The organism is Taibaiella koreensis, assembly GCF_003545715.1.
In the GTDB taxonomy this organism is placed as follows: Bacteria; Bacteroidota; Bacteroidia; order Chitinophagales; family Chitinophagaceae; genus Taibaiella; species Taibaiella koreensis.
Window position 1 is genome coordinate 1,574,769 of the sequence record NZ_QVNU01000001.1, and the last position, 17,077, is coordinate 1,591,845.

General features: G+C 50.7%; 16 protein-coding genes. 11 read left to right on the forward strand and 5 right to left on the reverse strand.

The window, feature by feature from the left end; translation table 11 throughout:
* Window positions 1-94: 94 nt before the first annotated feature.
* The 7 genes from rbfA to DZK30_RS06935 all read left to right on the forward strand — a co-directional run bounded on the left by rbfA (window position 95) and on the right by DZK30_RS06935 (window position 6,916).
* Entirely contained in the window at window positions 95-451 is a 357-nt protein-coding gene (rbfA, locus tag DZK30_RS06905; protein ID WP_118973324.1) for a 30S ribosome-binding factor RbfA, read from the forward strand.
* A 48-nt stretch (window positions 452-499) separates the two neighbouring features.
* Window positions 500-1,726, forward strand: coding sequence for an FtsX-like permease family protein (locus tag DZK30_RS06910; RefSeq protein WP_118973325.1), 1,227 nt, complete (start codon window positions 500-502; stop codon window positions 1,724-1,726).
* 18 nt (window positions 1,727-1,744) lie between these two features.
* Window positions 1,745-2,740: a GSCFA domain-containing protein gene (locus tag DZK30_RS06915; RefSeq protein WP_118973326.1), complete on the forward strand. Its 996-nt coding sequence runs from the start codon at window positions 1,745-1,747 to the stop codon at window positions 2,738-2,740.
* Window positions 2,741-2,933: 193 nt separating this feature from the next.
* Entirely contained in the window at window positions 2,934-3,956 is a 1,023-nt protein-coding gene (locus DZK30_RS06920) for an AAA family ATPase (RefSeq protein ID WP_118973327.1), read from the forward strand.
* Window positions 3,957-4,033: 77 nt separating this feature from the next.
* Window positions 4,034-4,900, forward strand: coding sequence for a DUF58 domain-containing protein (locus DZK30_RS06925; RefSeq protein WP_118973328.1), 867 nt, complete (start codon window positions 4,034-4,036; stop codon window positions 4,898-4,900).
* Between the two features lie 52 nt (window positions 4,901-4,952).
* A complete protein-coding gene (locus DZK30_RS06930; protein ID WP_118973329.1) occupies window positions 4,953-5,912 on the forward strand; it encodes a DUF4381 family protein in 960 nt (319 codons plus the stop codon).
* Window positions 5,909-6,916: a vWA domain-containing protein gene (locus DZK30_RS06935; protein WP_118973330.1), complete on the forward strand. Its 1,008-nt coding sequence runs from the start codon at window positions 5,909-5,911 to the stop codon at window positions 6,914-6,916. Before DZK30_RS06930 ends, DZK30_RS06935 begins: the two co-directional genes overlap by 4 nt.
* 82 nt (window positions 6,917-6,998) lie before the next feature.
* On the opposite strand, the gene DZK30_RS06940 is transcribed toward DZK30_RS06935, so the two are convergent.
* The 5 genes from DZK30_RS06940 to DZK30_RS06960 all read right to left on the reverse strand — a co-directional run bounded on the left by DZK30_RS06940 (window position 6,999) and on the right by DZK30_RS06960 (window position 12,912).
* On the reverse strand, window positions 6,999-7,475 hold the full coding sequence (locus DZK30_RS06940) for a hypothetical protein (RefSeq protein ID WP_118973331.1): 477 nt from the start codon (window positions 7,473-7,475) through the stop codon (window positions 6,999-7,001).
* A 45-nt stretch (window positions 7,476-7,520) separates the two neighbouring features.
* The gene (gene pepE / locus DZK30_RS06945; RefSeq protein ID WP_118973332.1) at window positions 7,521-8,243 is read right to left on the reverse strand and encodes a dipeptidase PepE; all 723 of its coding nucleotides are present in this window, start codon (window positions 8,241-8,243) and stop codon (window positions 7,521-7,523) included.
* A gap of 88 nt (window positions 8,244-8,331) precedes the next feature.
* A complete protein-coding gene (locus DZK30_RS06950; protein WP_118973333.1) occupies window positions 8,332-10,554 on the reverse strand; it encodes a helix-turn-helix domain-containing protein in 2,223 nt (740 codons plus the stop codon).
* A gap of 99 nt (window positions 10,555-10,653) precedes the next feature.
* Window positions 10,654-12,030, reverse strand: a complete 1,377-nt coding sequence (gene der / locus DZK30_RS06955) for a ribosome biogenesis GTPase Der (protein WP_118973334.1) — start codon at window positions 12,028-12,030, stop codon at window positions 10,654-10,656.
* 204 nt (window positions 12,031-12,234) lie between these two features.
* Window positions 12,235-12,912, reverse strand: a complete 678-nt coding sequence (locus DZK30_RS06960; RefSeq protein ID WP_118973335.1) for a class I SAM-dependent methyltransferase — start codon at window positions 12,910-12,912, stop codon at window positions 12,235-12,237.
* Between the two features lie 78 nt (window positions 12,913-12,990).
* Here DZK30_RS06960 and DZK30_RS06965 point away from each other — a divergent pair, with 78 nt between their 5' ends.
* From DZK30_RS06965 to DZK30_RS06980, 4 genes are all read left to right on the forward strand, one after another.
* Window positions 12,991-13,710, forward strand: a complete 720-nt coding sequence (locus DZK30_RS06965; RefSeq protein WP_118973336.1) for a DUF1003 domain-containing protein — start codon at window positions 12,991-12,993, stop codon at window positions 13,708-13,710.
* A 9-nt stretch (window positions 13,711-13,719) separates the two neighbouring features.
* Window positions 13,720-14,256, forward strand: a complete 537-nt coding sequence (locus DZK30_RS06970; protein WP_118973337.1) for a GNAT family N-acetyltransferase — start codon at window positions 13,720-13,722, stop codon at window positions 14,254-14,256.
* Window positions 14,257-14,345: 89 nt separating this feature from the next.
* Window positions 14,346-15,998, forward strand: a complete 1,653-nt coding sequence (hutU, locus tag DZK30_RS06975; protein ID WP_118973338.1) for a urocanate hydratase — start codon at window positions 14,346-14,348, stop codon at window positions 15,996-15,998.
* A 133-nt stretch (window positions 15,999-16,131) separates the two neighbouring features.
* Window positions 16,132-16,518 (forward strand): Rid family detoxifying hydrolase, encoded by a 387-nt coding sequence (locus DZK30_RS06980; RefSeq protein WP_118973339.1) that lies wholly within the window; start codon window positions 16,132-16,134, stop codon window positions 16,516-16,518.
* Window positions 16,519-17,077: the final 559 nt, after the last annotated feature.

Below are 17,077 nucleotides of genomic sequence, written 5' to 3' on the forward strand. Positions count from 1 at the left end.
TTCAAAGTTAAGTAAATAATCCTTTAGTCAATCTTTTCTTTCACTGTATAATGGCGTAATTTTAGGGTTTCAAATCAGTTAAGCAACAAATAAAATGGAGATCAGTAAACGCCAGAAGCAGGTAGCGCGGGTGATACAGGAAGAAATGACCGGTATTTTTCAAAGAGAAGGCCTGAACATGGTAATGGGTGGCATGGTGTCGATTGCTAAAGTGATGGTTACCCCCGACCTGCTTGAAGCCCGGATCCATCTCAGTTTATTCAAAGTAGAAGACCACAATGCGCTGATGCAGTTGATCAGGGAAAAGACGGGCGAGCTGCGCGGTATACTGGGCAGCAGACTGCGTCATCAGTTGCGTCGCATACCCGAGCTGCAATTTTTCGAAGACGATACCCTGGATCATGTATCCAAGATAGAAGACCTGCTGAACCAGATCAAGAAAGAAGGATAGAACCGGAGCATTTTGTTCCGGTATCCTGCAAAAAGCTTACCAACCTTAATGGGCCCTGCATTTAAAATAGCCTGGCGCTACTTTCGTGGAAAGAAGTCGGCGCAGGCCATTAATATCATTTCCTGGATCAGCATCGGTGCGATTGCCGTTTCATCGGCAGCCATGATCGTGCTGTTCTCGGTGTTCAATGGCCTGGAAGATACCGTAAAGGGCATGTACTATGCTTTTAATCCGGAAATAAAAGTGACGGCGGAGAAGGGCAAATTCTTTGCGGTTACAAACGATCAGCTGCAGCGCATCCGCCGGATCCCGGGCGTGGCCATCGCCAGCCTGACGCTGGAAGACATGGTGCTGCTTACGGGCGACGAGGAGCAACGCGTGGGCAAGCTGAAAGGTGTTGATGACAATTGGTTCAAAGTAAGCCACCTCGACAGCTTTATGACCGACGGCGAGGCGTCCTGGCCGCAGCATGGGAGTTATACGCCGGCGATCATGGGGCTGGGCGTGTCTATTGCGCTGGGCATCGATGTGAACAATGCCTTTTCGGGCTTGCACATCTACTATCCCAAGCAGGGTATACCGGCTTCAGATGATCCGGAGGCCGGCCTCAACAATATTGTCGTCAAACCCCAGGGCAATTTCCGGATACAGGATGAATTCGACGGCGAATATGTATTGGTTCCGCTGGCCGCAGCCAGCCATCTTTTCGGTGTCGGCGACCGCGTATCCTCTGTAGAGATCGCCCTGAAGCCAGGCACAGGAGAGGGGGACATAAGGCAGGGGCTTTATACCGTATTGGGTAACAACATTACTATCGAGAACCGTTTTGAGCAGAACAAGACCTTCTATATGATCATGAGAAGCGAGAAATGGGCTGTATATGCCATCCTGCTGATGGTATTGCTGATCGCTTCCTTCAATATGATCGGATCGTTGTCGATGGTTGTGCTGGAAAAGAAAAAAGATATTGCCATTTTAAAATCTATGGGTGCACGAAGAACATTGGTCCATTCAGTGTTCCTTATCGAAGGCGGCCTGCTGGCACTGCTGGGCGCCTTTATTGGCGTGCTTACTGGTCTGCTGCTTTGCCTCGGTCAGCATTACTATGGCTGGATATCGCTGCCCGACGGGTTTATTATCAATGCTTACCCGGTATTGCTCCAGGCTCAGGATTTCGTATTGGTAATTGTCACTGCCCTGGCTGTTGGTTTGCTGGCCGCCTGGTATCCTGCATACAAGGCATCCCGGCAGGCCATTTACGTACGCGAGGAATAACCCTAAAAAAGAACAGCTTTGCTTCCCCTTCAGCTACCGTTTTCGATTGCTTCTCCCGGCGCCGTTCTGCGGCACAGCGACAAGGTAATGCTTACTGGTTCCTGTTTTACGGAGCACATCGGCGAGCGTATGGCCCGGTCCAAAATGCAGGTATACAGCAATCCACAGGGCATCGTATTCAACCCTGCAAGCATCGCTTCCGGTCTGCATGCCTGCATGAGCGGAAAGTCCTATGGCGAAGACGACGTCTTTTATCATAATGAAATCTGGAACAGCTGGGATTTTCATTCCCGCTTTTCCCATACAGACAAGGATACCGCATTGAAAGGCATGAATGAAGCCCTTTCCGAAGCCGGAGCTTTCCTGCCGGAAGCCCGCTGGCTGATCGTGACCTTCGGCTCGGCATACCAATATGTTACTACCGGCCAGGCTGGAAGGGAAGGCTATGGTGTGGCCAACTGCCATAAAGCGCCGGGACAATGGTTTGAGAAAAAACTATTGGAAACGGACAGGATGCTGAGCGAGTGGGAAAAGCTGATACGGGCGCTGCAGGCTTACAATCCTTCCTTGCAGCTCTTGTTTACCTTGAGTCCCGTGCGGCATGCCCGTGATGGTCTTGTGGAGAATAACCGCAGCAAAGCCAGGCTTAATGAGCTGATCCATGCGCTTGTGGACCGGTTTGCACATTGTCATTATTTTCCGGCCTACGAGTTGGTTATCGACGTGCTGCGCGATTACCGTTTTTTTGAGCCGGACATGGTCCATCCCAATAGCCTCGCCATACAATATGTTTGGGAGCAGTTCGTTGAAGCTTATATGCCGGCTACCGACCGCGATCTGCTGCAGCGTATCGAGGCCTTGACGACAGCCGCACAACATCGCCATCGTTTTCCCGGAACCCTCGCCGCTAAGGGTTTTCGCGAAAGTATGCTGCGCAAAGCACGGTCATTGAAGGAGGAATTTGCTTACCTTGACCTTGCAGATGAAATACTTGCTTTTGGCGGACATATCTGATCGCAGCAGCTTTAACCGCCGGTTAACGTCCTGGTCTTAATTTTAAAATTTAGTTTACACAAACTAAATTGATATTTGTAAATCCATTTTAATCCACAGAGATATTCCTTATTTTTACTCGCTTTTTATTGGCAATTATTCATTAGGCGAAGCCCGGAAGGCTTTGCATCCCTGATTAATTTGAAAAAGAAATATGGATCAAAAATTGGAGCAAACAGGTTCTTCATCAGTTGATGTTCATGAATTGAACGACCGCATTCATCAGCAAAGCGCCTTTATCGACCTGCTGACGATGGAATTGAATAAGGCGCTGGTAGGCCAGAAGCATATGGTGGAACGCCTGCTGATCGGCTTGCTGACGCAGGGTCACGTATTGTTGGAAGGCGTGCCCGGTCTGGCAAAAACACTGGCGATCAAATCGCTGGCCTCGGCGATCAGCGCCCGTTTCAGCAGGATTCAGTTTACCCCCGACCTGTTGCCTGCCGACGTCATTGGTACGATGATCTATAACCCGCAGGAACACCAGTTCCAGGTACGTCGCGGCCCTATCTTCGCCAATTTTATTCTGGCAGATGAGATCAACCGGGCGCCGGCAAAAGTGCAAAGCGCACTGCTCGAAGCGATGCAGGAAAGGCAGGTAACGATAGGCGATAGCACTTATCCGCTGGAAGAACCTTTCCTGGTGCTGGCAACGCAAAACCCTATTGAACAGGAAGGCACCTATTCGCTGCCCGAAGCTCAGGTAGACCGCTTCCTGCTGAAGGTAGTGATCTCTTATCCCAAAAAAGAAGAGGAAAAGCTGATCATACGGCAGAATCTTAATCCCGCGGGCTACCCCAAGATTAATCCCGTTGTGTCTACCAAAGATATCCTGAACGGCCGCCAGCTGGTGCGGGAAGTATATATGGACGAAAAGATCGAAAAGTATATACTGGACATCGTTTTTGCCACACGTTTTCCCGAAGAGTACCGCCTGGCTAAGTTGAAGCCGCTTATCGCTTACGGCGGATCGCCCAGGGCCAGTATCAGCCTGGCGCATGCCGCCAAGGCCTATGCCTTTATCAAGCGCCGCGGCTACGTGATCCCTGAAGATATAAGGGCCGTATGCCACGATGTGCTGCGCCATCGTATAGGACTTACCTATGAGGCAGAGGCGGAAAATATTACCAGTGAGCAGGTGATCAATGAAATTCTGAATGTGGTCGAAGTGCCTTAGTCGGGACTATAGAAAAGAAGAGACAACGCAAAGTGTACTTCCATCTGTAATCAAAGACGAAAATGCCGACATAATCTATGACCACAGCTGAAATACTGAAACGGGTACGCCGTATAGAGATCAAGACCAAGGGACTGAGCAACCATATCTTCTCGGGGGAATACCATTCTGCCTTCAAGGGGCGGGGTATGTCTTTCAGCGAAGTACGGGAGTATAGCCACGGCGACGACGTGCGTGCGATCGATTGGAATGTGACCGCACGCTTTTCCACACCCTTTGTCAAAATATTTGAAGAAGAAAGAGAGCTTACGGTGATGTTGCTGATCGATGTAAGCAGCAGTTCATTGTTTGGCACCAGCAAACAACTGAAGCGGGACATGATCACGGAGATCGCCGCGGTGCTTTCTTTTTCGGCAACGACCAATAATGATAAGGTAGGCGTGATCTTCTTCAGCGATAAGATAGAGCAGTATATTCCACCCAAAAAGGGTAAATCGCATATCCTCCGCATTATCCGCGAAATGATCACTCTGGCGCCCACCCAACGTAAGGGTACCGATATCGGGGCTTGCCTGCGCTTTTTCAACAATGCATCCAAGAAAAGGACGATCGCCTTCCTGCTCAGCGATTTCATCAGCGCACCTTATGAAGAGCCGCTGAAGCTTACCGCAAGAAGGCACGACCTGGTGGGTGTACAGGTCTATGATAAAGCCGACAGGGAGCTGCCCGAAGTAGGGCTGATCCATGTGCAGGACAGCGAAACCCAACGGCTGCAATGGTTAGATACCGGCAGCCGGCAAGTGCGTACCGATTATGCACGGTCTTTTGACGAGCACCGCAAGTATAGTATTAACGCTTTTCGAAAGAGTGGTGCAGAGCTTATATCCGTTCGTACCGACGAGGACTATGTAAAAATATTGCAAGGCTTTTTTATCAACCGGTAGCCACCGTCAAGCACGGGTGGCCTGCCAATTATTACCAGATTGCCAAGTATAAATGAACCTGAATAAAAAGACTATTTTTTTTCTTGCCTGTTTTTCTGCTCTTTGCAGCGCCACCGGTTTACATGCTCAGCAGGCCGGTGTCAGGGCTTATACCGATAGCCGCAAGATCGTTATCGGCGACCAGGTAAGGCTGTGGCTGGAGGTAAAGCCAGCCGGACCGGGCGATAAAGTGCAGTGGGCCGCTATGCCCGACAGCATGAGGGGGTTGGAGATCGTAGAAAAGGGTAAGATAGATACGCTCCGCACTAAAGATACCTTCCTGCTGCGGCAACGGCTGCTGATCACCGGCTTCGACTCTGGCCGCTATTATATCCCGTCCTTTACCTTTAATGTGGCGGCCAACGGTCAGCAACAGGAGCTGCGCACCGATTCGATACCCCTCGAGGTAACCACGGTAGCCGTTGATACGACGAAGGCTTTTAAGCCCATCAAGGAGATCGTAGCAGTCAAATGGTCTATATGGGATTACTGGAAGATCATCCTGGCTGCTTTATTGCTATTGGGTATTATCATATTCGTTATTGTCTATTTTGTCCGCTACCGGAAAAACAAAATACCGGCGCAGGCAAAAGTGCCGCCGGAAAAGGCGCATGAAAAAGCTTTACGCCTCCTGAAAGAACTTAAGGACAAGCGGCTGGGAGAACAAGAGCGCAGTAAGGAATATTTCTCCGAGCTAAGCGACATCATACGCATCTACCTGGAAGAACGCTTTGGTATTACCGCGATGGAACAGACCACCGACGAGCTCCTTGCGCTGCTGAAGAAGCAGAATGATGCCCGTAGCGAGTTGCGTAAAGTACGTCCGGAGCTGAAAACGATCCTGCGTACCGCCGACCTGGCCAAGTTTGCAAAAGCCAATCCGCTGCCACATGAATATGACGCCTGTATGGCTGCTGCCGTAGAAGTCGTACAGCGGACACAAGTAAGACCTGAGGAGGGGGCGGCATCATGAGCTTCCTGAATCGTTATCATATCCTGTTTGCCCATCCCTGGTTCCTGTTGCTGCTGTTACTGCTGCCTTTGCTGCTTTGGTACTTTTTTTACCAGGACAAACGCCGCGCCGTAGTATTCAGGATCTCCTCAACAGAAGGCTTGCGGCATATCAGGGCTTCCTGGAAGGCGCGCTGGCGCCCCTTGCTTCATGTTTTACGCAGCATCGCTTTTGTTGCTTTCGTGATCGCGCTGGCCCGTCCGCAAAAGACCAATGTAAGCGAGACCATCGACAGCGAAGGGATCGACATCGTGCTCAGTATGGATATTTCGGGTAGTATGCTGGCCGAGGATTTCAAGCCCGACCGCCTCGAGGCGGCCAAAGATAATGCGCTTAAGTTCATCGATGCCCGGCCTACCGACCGTATCGGCCTGGTGATTTTTTCGGGCGAAAGTTTTACGCAATGCCCCATTACCATCGATCATAACGTGCTTAAGGAGCAGCTGAGCCAGATCAAAAGCGGCATGCTCCAGGATGGTACCGCGATAGGCGATGGCCTGGCCACAGCTGTAGACCGGCTGCGCGATGCGAAAGGGAAGAGCAGGGTGGTGATCCTGATGACCGATGGTGTGAACAACGTGGGTAAGGTAGGTCCCGAGCTGGCGCTGGAAATTGCCAAAGCATACAAGGTGAGGGTATATACCATAGGTGTGGGTACGGAGGGCGAAGCGCTCTCGCCCGTGCAAACACCCTACGGTATCCGGAAACAGATGGTGCCGGTGCAGATCGACGAAGAACTGCTGAAAAAGATCGCTAAAGAAACAGGAGGGAATTATTACCGCGCGACCGGCAATAGCAGGCTGGAAAATATTTATAAAGAGATAGACAAGCTGGAAAAGACCAGTGTTGAAGTGAACGCCTATAAGCATTATGGCGAGCTGTTCTTCTGGTTTGCTTTCACGGGTGTTATAGCCCTGGTAGCAGAGCTGGCATTGAGCCTTACTGTCTTCAGGCGTCTGCCCTAGAAAAACGGAATAATGCAACTGATAACAGAAGGGATGCCGTTAACGGCATCCCTTCTGTTATTGTATACTTGACATACGTCGATCAGAATGTTACCTGCCGGGTAGCGGTGAAGACGACATGGGCCGAGTCCTGCAGATTGGTCGCGCCGCCGAAATAGGCATTGCCATTGCGCAGGTATTGAAAGTTGCCCAGCGTCATCGATGAGGCGATGCCGGCGGTCACTACGAACTTTACTTTGCAGTTGAGTATTTTTGCCTTATCAGGCGTATCGAAAAAAATGCTTTGGTTCTGGCTGTTACCCGTGAGCGCAAAAGAGTTTGCGAACCGGACCGTATCGGGCGGCAGTGTTGTATCGGCTTTATTTACCAGGAACTCAAGGTTATAATATCCTTTGATGGAGGGGTTGGTGGTATCTGTACCTGCCAGACCATTAAATGTAATATTCTCCATTTTAAGTTCGGAGTTCTTGTTGATCGGCGGTAGATCGTTCTTGGTGCAGGAAACCAGCGATACGGCGGCGATCAATACACTTGCCTGGATAAAATTCTTCTTTTTCATAAAAATATGTTGGTTAGCTGGCTATCAGGGTATATTCTATAACGTTCAGGAATGCGCTTTATTGCGGTCGAAGGATAATGGTGATCCTGGTGGCAGCTCATAAGGTTCCTTGCCCTGCTCAAAGATGCGGGAATGCTTGCTGCCCTCGGTAGTCGCCTCTCTGCCCCGGACCCTTATCCAGCTGCCTTCGCGCAGGCCGACCACAGGAATACTGTTCTGCGTATGGAACTCGCGGATGCGTGTTTCCCTTGTTTCGCCGTTATGTGTACTACTCGGGTCGGGATCAAGATAATGGGGATTAAGATTGAAGGGAACCAGGCCCATCGTGTCGAATGCAGGCGGATATACGATCGGCATATCATTTGTTGTTTGCATATTGATCCCGCCGATATTGCTGCCGGCGCTGGTACCCAGGTAGGGTTTGCCTAGATTTATAGCTGCTTTCAGCGGCTGCATCAATCCCTGCTCATGCAGCTGCTTGACCAGCAGGAAAGTGTTGCCCCCTCCGGTAAAAAAGCCCTGCGCCCGGCCTATGGCTTCTACAGGATCGGCGAAGGTATGTAGTCCTTTCACCGAGATACCCCAGGCGCCCAAAGCTCCTGCCGCCGCGGCTGTATAGTCATCGTGAGACACACCACCCGGGCGTGCAAAGGGAATAAAGATGACCTCCGTGAGCCCTCCGAACAACTCCCGCACCACGGGTTCAAGATAAGCCAGGTATGTTTCTCCAAACAAAGTGGAGGTGCTGGCAAGGATGATATTTTTCATTGGATTGCTGTAAGTAAAAAATAGTGCCTACCGGTACGGATAAGCACTACATCACAAAATTACGACATAACTTTTGAATAATGCCGGCTTATACCGCCTGCTCTTTTTTCCAGAAGGCAATGGCGGCGCGCAGCTCGGCAAAAGAGAACTGGTCGCCCAGGCGCTCCCTGAGCGTGCCCGAAGTGGCTTCGGGGTTGCTTTGAAGCTGCTGTATTGCCAGGGCTAGCTTTTCCCTGGATATGAGGACAGTCACGTCCACTTCACCGGTTAGAATAAACTCGACAAGATGCCCTTCGATAGTGCCTTTCACCAGTCCCCGCAAGGCTGCGATCTCCTCAATGCTTTTCCCTTCCTGGAAGAGTTGCAGGCTGATCCGTTTGCTTTCTCCCACAGGCGCTTTCGCCGCTTTTTCCTCTGCTTTGATCTCTATAGGGCTGTGCAGGCGCGATACGCGGTCCATTAGTTGCTCGCGGTCGAGCGCGTTGGCCAGCCCATCTGTAATGGCTGCCGCCTGCTGCACCTGTAGTTTTTTGCGCTCGAAAATGAGCATCACCTCCTTCAGCTCCTTTACATATTTTTTGGTACGGGCTTTTACCTTTTCCGCATCCATATGCGCTTTCAGGGGAACGATCACCTTTTCGTCCAGGTCTTTGACAAACCAGGCGCTGGCAGCCGCGGTGCGTTCATGCATGCGCTCATAAGCGGCTTTGCCTTCTTTAAACAGGTCCTGCAGCAGCGTACCGAACTTCCCCGCTGTTTGCTGCTGCTGCAACAGGCTGGTGTGGATATTGTGCGACAGCTGAACGGCTTCCATCTGGTCGGGAAGGGAGCGATGGTTGAACTCCTCAAGATGCTGCTGCCATGCCTCGGTCAGCTTATCCCAGGCAAAGGCCTGCAACAGCGATTGTTCGGTGAATATTTCTTGTGAATCTTCGAGGATGCGCTGCAGGCGGTCCTCCGATTCTTCCTGTTGGGCAAAGGCCAGGATGCGCTCGTCGGTCATAATGCTGGCAGCTGTGATCCTGGATTTCAGCACCAGCCCTTCCAGCCCGGTGAGCCGGCTGAGCGCCACATAGACCTGTCCTGGTGCAAAAGATTGCCCGGCATCGACGATCGCTTTTTCAAAAGTAAGGCCCTGGCTTTTGTGGATAGTAACAGCCCAGGCCAGGCGTATCGGGTATTGGGAAAAGGTGCCCAGCTCTTCTTCGTTGATCTCATCCTGCTCGTTGTCGTAACGGTAACGGATATTGCGCCAGGTTTCCATTTCCAATTGCAACAAGTCCTTTTCCTGCGGAAAGGAAACGTAAATCAGCTTATCATATTCGTTTATGCGGTCTACCGTGCCTATTTTACCATTGTAGTAGCGCCGGTTCTCGCCCTTGTCGTTCTTGATAAACATGATTTGGGCGCCCTCTTTAATGTAGAGCTCCTTATCCACGGGATAAGCATGCTCGGGAAAGTCGTTCAAGACCCTTGCTTCGAGCTTGTGTCCCTTGCCTGGCAGCCGTTCCAGTTCCTGCTGGTTAATGGCATCGGCCTTGTTGTTGTGCGATGTCAACGTAATAAAGCCTTCGTGCCGGTCGGGAATAAAATGAGGGTGGTAATGCTGCTGCAGGTATTCCAGGTCCTCTTCGGTGCAGGAATTGTTGCGCACATGGTTGAGGATGGAAATGAAGGCGCTATCGCTTTGCCGGTAGATCTTTTTTAGCTCGATATACAGGGGCGACGCTTCTTTTACGGCATGGGCGTCAAAGAAGAACGGGCTTTCGTAGTATTCGCTCATTAGCTCCCATTCATTGTCTCGTACCACAGGCGGCAGCTGGAACATGTCGCCGATAAACAGGAGCTGTACGCCGCCAAATGGCTCATGCAGCCGCCGGCGTACCGAACGGAGCACAGCGTCGATGGCGTCCATTACATCGGCCCTTACCATCGATATCTCGTCGATGATCAGCAGATCCAGCTCCCGTATCAGGTCCCGTTTGGCGGCATTGAACCGCAGCTTGGCCAGCAATTGATTTTTATTGTGTACGTTCTGGAACTCGCCGCCCCATACGGTTTTCTGTGTGGGTAGGTAGGTGCCGAAGGGCAGCTGGAAAAAGGAATGTATGGTAACGCCGCCGGCATTGATCGCCGCTACGCCTGTAGGCGCTACTACAGCCATTTTCTTGTAGCAATGTTCCCTTATGTATCGCAGGAAGGTTGTTTTGCCCGTACCTGCTTTTCCCGTGAGGAACAAATGCTGGTTGGTCTGGTTGACGAAAGCGACAGCCTGCTGAAAGCGGATATTGGAAGTATCTGTAGGTTGCATAGATAGGAGCTAAGGTCTGTCCGGACCATCTGGGCCCTGATGGCCCGACCGGCATATTTCTTTAAGGAAAGATGCCGGCGGGGACTATTGTCGTCATCTCTATTTCTTTCTGAAAAAGATCTTGATGGGTACCCCCGAAAAGTTGAAATGACTGCGTAGCTTGTTATCCAGGAAATTCCGGTACGGGGTTTTGATATCGTCCGGATGGTTGGAGTAGAAAGCGAATGCAGGCGTATGTGTTGGTATCTGCATCACAAACTTGATCCTTACGGTATAGCCCCTCACCACAGGTGGGGCGAAACGTTCGATTTCCTTTTGCATCACTTCATTCAGCAACGAGGTGGGGACACGGCGAAGGCGGTTGTCGAATACCTCAAGCGCCTTCTCGATAGCCTGGAATATCCTTTGCTTTTCGGTAGCGGAAGTGAAGATAACGGGAATATCGATGAATGGCGCGATCCTTTCCTTCAGGTTTTTCTCATAGTCCCTGGCGGTATTGGTTTCTTTACTCGCTACGGTATCCCATTTGTTTACCAGGATCACGATACCCTTTCCTTTACGCGCGGCAAGGCCGAATATATTCACGTCCTGGGCGGTCATTCCTTTTTCGGCGTCGATGAGCAGCAGGCATATATCGGCTTCATCCATGGCTTTAATTGCCCGGATCACCGAATAGAATTCGAGATCCTCCGTTACGCTTTTTTTCTTGCGCAGGCCGGCGGTATCGATCAGTATGAATTCTTTTCCAAATTGGTTGTAATGGGTATGGATGGGATCTCTCGTGGTGCCGGCGATGTCCGATACGATCGAACGTTCTGTGCCGACCAATGCGTTCAGCAAGGTAGATTTGCCCGCATTGGGCTGACCAATGATTGCGATCTTGGGAATAGGATTTTTCTCCCGTTCCATCTTTATGATATTACCATCTTCGTCCTCGATCTCTTCGATCACCATTTCCACGTTCTCGGGTTTGTCTGAATCCGGTATGCGGCCGGTGATCTCGTCCAGCAGCTCGCCGGTACCGCTGCCGGAGATAGATGACAGGAAAAAAGTAGGGTCAAAGCCCAAGATATAGAACTCGGTGGCATCCAGCTGACGGTCCGAATTATCAACTTTGTTAACGACCAGGAACACCGGCTTGTTTGATTTGCGCAGCACCTGGGCCATTTCATCGTCCAGGTCGGTAATGCCTGCGGTTACATCGGTGATGAAAAGCAAGATATCGGCCTCGTCGATGGCAATATGGACCTGTTTGCGGATCTCTTTTTCAAAAACATCCTCTGACCGGGAAACAAAGCCCCCGGTGTCGATCACGTTGAATAGTTTGCCGTTCCAATCGCAAATGCCGTACTGGCGGTCGCGGGTCACACCGCTGAAATCGTCTACAATCGATTTCCGTTGCTCCAGCAAACGGTTGAAAAGGGTTGATTTTCCTACATTCGGTCTTCCCACAATAGCTACAGTAAATCCGGGCATTATTAATTACATTTATTGGGCAAAGGTACGGTTTAGGTTTTTAGGAACAGGAACTGTGAAAAATTCGCCTGCTGAAAGGGCTATATCGGGAAAAATGCTGCAATGCTCTTTTCCCTTTCTGTTGCGTCGGCAGCAGGCAGCAAAAGTTTATACGAAATACCAGCACGGCGGCGAAAAAGCAGCTTTGCGTCGCCGTGTTTCCGGTTATTGAGCAAGGGGCTTGCTTACCGCCATCACGATAAAGTCGCGTTCCATCAATGGCCCCGTATTGCTATAGACGGTTTCTCTTTCTTCCTTCATGTTTTCGAAAATAAACCCGGCGCCTTCCAGAAGTGCACGGGCTTTTTCCGGTGTGTACAGGTTGAAATTATATTGGGTGAAGGGCAGGCCCTGCATAAAGGCTTCTGTGGCGAATGCGGTGAGGAATACACCTCCCGGCCTCAATACACGAAATATCTCCAGCGCCTGTGCCGGGGCATTATCCCAAAAGTAGATCGTATTGACGGTAAATATGCTGTTGAAGCTGCCGGTTTCAAAGGGAAGGGGTGCGTAGCCGTCTTGCACGATCAACTGGGTAAATATGGCAATGCCTTCGTCGATAAGCGCTTTATTGCCTTCCATAGCCATTTGGATCATGGTTGCCGAGATGTCGGCGCCGGTATACTGTACTTCTTTTGCCTTATCAACAAAGTAGGGTAGGTGCGCGGCGCCTCCCGGTCCTATCTCCAGTACCCGGTCGCCGGGTTTCAGGGGAAGCAGGTCGATACAGCTGCGGATCATACCGGCATTGTTCTCTGCCATGCGTATGGCTGTTTCCTGGCCTGCCTCGCCATGCGGATGCCTTAGCTGGCCGGCGATGGCCTTAAAATCGGGTGTTTCCATTCGATATAGAATTGGTTCCCGCAAAGAAAAAGTTTTTGCCGGTAATCCCGGTCATAGTAATTTCAGCAAAATGACAATATGGAAACTTTCAAAAGTGATCTTTCGGGAAAAGAGTTTCCCTTGTCGGAACGTGTTTCGGGCGACCTGATCCATGGGCACCTGATGCAAAAGATACAGGAGCAAAAGCCTGCTTTCTCCGAAGACAGTTGTCTTGCAGCAAGCGAGCTCAATAGCTACAAGCTGCAATACCTCTCCGATCACCTGACACAGGAAATTGGCGATCTTGGAGAATTGGAGAAGACCGTACTTGACTCGATCGGCAACAGGACCACCTTGTCGGCCATAACAGAGGAAGAGGACCGGTCGGCTACCCTGGGACAGCGTGTCGCCGATAAAGTAGCTGCTTTTGGCGGCAGTTGGAGATTTATTATCAGTTTCTCCGTCATACTGGTCCTTTGGATTATAGCTAATAGCGTGGTTTTGGCAAACAAAGGCTTCGATCCTTATCCCTTCATCCTGCTTAACCTTATCCTGTCCTGCCTGGCGGCCCTGCAGGCGCCCGTGATTATGATGAGCCAGAACCGTCAGGAAGAGAAAGACAGGGCACGGGCCAAGAGCGATTATATGATCAACCTGAAATCCGAGCTAGAGATCAGGATGCTGCACGAAAAGCTGGATCACCTCATGCTCCGGCAGCAACAGGATATTATCGAAATGCAACGCGATCAGATCGAACAGATGGATCAACTGATAGAAAGACTGGAACAAAATCATAAAAACACCGGCAACGCCGGGTAATCTACGCTTATGGGCATCTTATCTGTAAGGGAAATACGGAAAAGTGATATTCCCCTCATTACCGACTATTGGCTGCTTTCCGACCCGGGGCTTATGACCGGTATGGGCGTACAGTTGGATAAGCTTCCTTCCCGGGAGCAATGGGATGACATGTTGAGCACGCAGCTCATGCAATCCTATGAAGAAAAGCAATCTTATTGTATGATATGGGAGATAGATGGCATGCCTGTGGGGCATTGTAATGTCAATAAGATCCGCTTTGGCGAAGAGGCTTATATGCACCTGCATCTGTGGCAGGCGACCCACCGGCATCGGGGGGCAGGTTCTGCCCTGGTAAAGATGACGCTGCCTTATTTTTTTAAGAACCTGAAGCTGAAAACGCTTTATTGTGAACCATATGCCCTTAATACGGCGCCAAACAAAACTCTGTCAGGGATTGGCTTTCGCATGCTGCAAGAGTATACGACGACACCCGGTTTTGTCTGCTTCGAGCAGCCGGTGCGATTGTGGGTGTTGACTGAAGCCGAATTCCGGGGTATGGCCTGACCGTTCTTCCGGGATATTTTTTACCAGATAGATCAAATCTGGTATTTTTGCTGCCTTAACATTAGAAAAAATTGAACTGATATCATATTATGAGCACTACTGCAAGAGTCATTAAATCGCCCACAGGCACACAACTGCATTGTAAGGATTGGGTAACGGAGGCAGCCTTCCGTATGATCCAGAATAACCTGGACCCGGAAGTCGCCGAAAGGCCCGAGGACCTGGTCGTGTATGGCGGTATCGGTAAAGCTGCCCGCAACTGGGAAAGCTTTGATAAAATACTCGAATGCCTGAAAAACCTGAACGAGGATGAGACTCTGATGGTACAGAGCGGCAAGCCTGTAGGCATACTGCGGTCGCATAAGAATGCGCCACGCGTGCTCATTGCCAACTCCAACCTGGTGGGCCGCTGGGCAACCTGGGAGCATTTCCGCGAGCTGGAAGCCAAAGGGTTGATGATGTATGGGCAAATGACTGCGGGTAGCTGGATCTATATCGGCTCTCAGGGTATTGTACAGGGCACTTATGAAACCTATCTTTCCCTGGCCAATAAGCACTATAACGGTTCTTTGAAAGGTACGCTTAATGTAACCGCCGGCCTGGGCGGTATGGGTGGCGCTCAGCCACTGGCCATTACCATGAACGAAGGCGTTTGCCTGGCCGCCGAAATGGAAGAGTGGCGCATTCAGAAGCGGATCGAGACCCGCTACCTGGATGAATACTATACCGACATCGACGAAGCGATCGATCGTGCGCTGAAGGCGAAAGAGGATAAGGAAGCGCTGTCTATAGGCGTATGCTGCAACGTGGTAGACCTGCTGCAGCGATTGATCGACCGCAACATTACACCCGATACCCTGACGGATCAGACTTCTGCACACGACGAGCTTATCGGCTATTTTCCTGAAGGACTCTCGGTTGCCGAGGCGAATGCTTTGCGCGACAGCGATCCGGAAGAATACAAGCGTCGCTCGCTCGACACCATGGCGCATCATGTACGCCAGATGCTGGCGCTCCAGGAGCGCGGTGCGATCACGTTTGACTATGGCAACAACCTGCGGGGCCAGGCCAAAGACAAACGCGGTGTCGAAAATGCCTTTGACTTCCCGGGCTTTGTGCCGGCATATATCCGCCCTTTATTCTGCGAAGGCAAGGGGCCTTTTCGCTGGGTAGCCCTGAGCGGCGACCCCGAAGATATTTATACCACAGACAAGGCGCTGGCCGAATTGTTCCCTGAGAATAAAGGATTGCAACGTTGGTTATCCCTGGCCAAGGACAGGATCGCTTTCCAGGGATTACCGGCGCGTATCTGCTGGCTGGGTATGGGTGAGCGGGGAAAAGCCGGTTTGCTGTTCAACGAACTCGTGCGTACCGGCAAAGTAAAAGCGCCGATTGTGATCGGTCGCGATCACCTGGACTGCGGCTCTGTGGCTTCACCCAACAGGGAGACGGAAGCCATGAAGGATGGCAGCGATGCTGTAGCCGACTGGCCTATCCTCAATGCGCTGATCAATACCGCCGGCGGCGCCAGCTGGGTGAGCTTTCATCATGGCGGCGGCGTGGGTATGGGTTATTCCCTGCATGCCGGTATGGTGATTGTCGCCGATGGCTCGCAGGATGCAGAGGAGCGTCTGAAAAGGGTATTGCACAACGATCCGGCCATGGGTATCTTGCGTCATACCGATGCCGGCTACGAAGATGCAAAAGAGAATGCCGATACATTTGGCCTGAATATCTGGTAATTTTTGCGGAGAATATCATAGCGCGCTCCAAAGCCCGGCACTGTAATAGCGCCGGGCTTTGCTGTTACCGGGAAAATATAGTTGGCTGTGAATTATATTTGCAGCCGTAACCTAAAATAGTAAATCGCATCTTATGAACGTTTTGAATACAGCTAATGCGCCCGCAGCGGTGGGGCCTTATTGCCAGGGCATTGTTCCGTCTGCTCCTGGTGTTCCCGTTTTTCTATCCGGACAGGTAGGCATCGATCCGGCTACCGGCGCACTTGTGGAAGGATTAGAGGCCCAAACACGCCAGGTATTTAAGAATATTGAAGCCGTATTGGCCGAAACCGGACTCACATTGAAAGACGTGACCTATGCCAATGTGTTGCTCACCGACATTGGTGATTTTAAAGAAGTGAATGGCTATTATGCTGAAATATTTGGCGAGCATCGCCCTACGCGCGCGGCTTATGCGGTAAACGCATTGCCGCTTGGCGCCCTTATCGAAGTCGTGGTAATCGCCTGGAAGCCTTTGTAGTATTGAGTTTAAAATTTGCAGTTAGCAGCTGGCAATTACGGGTAGTGATTGCCAGTTGTTTTGCTTTATAGCAAAGGCTTTCATTATAGCTGAGGTCTTTTAGTTAGCAGTTAGCAATATTTTACTGGGAGCAATTACCGGCAGTTTTGTTTACGGCAACGGCTTTCATTATAGCTGAAGTGTTAAGTTGGCAGTTTAACAGTTAGCAAGGAATATACCACTGCCCACTATCCACTGCCAACTCTTTACCGCTCCACAGCCCATTGCCCACTATCCATTACCAACTCTTTACCGCTCATTGCCCACAGCTCATTGCCCATTACCAACTAACAAATTTCCCATTGCCCACTATCCACTGCCAACTCTTTACCGCTCATTGCCCACTGCCTACTGCCAACTATTAATATCCACTACTCACTACTCACTACTCACTACTCACTACTCACTACTCACTACTCACTACTCACTACTCACTACTCACTACTCACTACTCACTACTCACTACTCACTACTCACTACTCACTACTCACTACTCACTACTCACTACTCACTACTCACT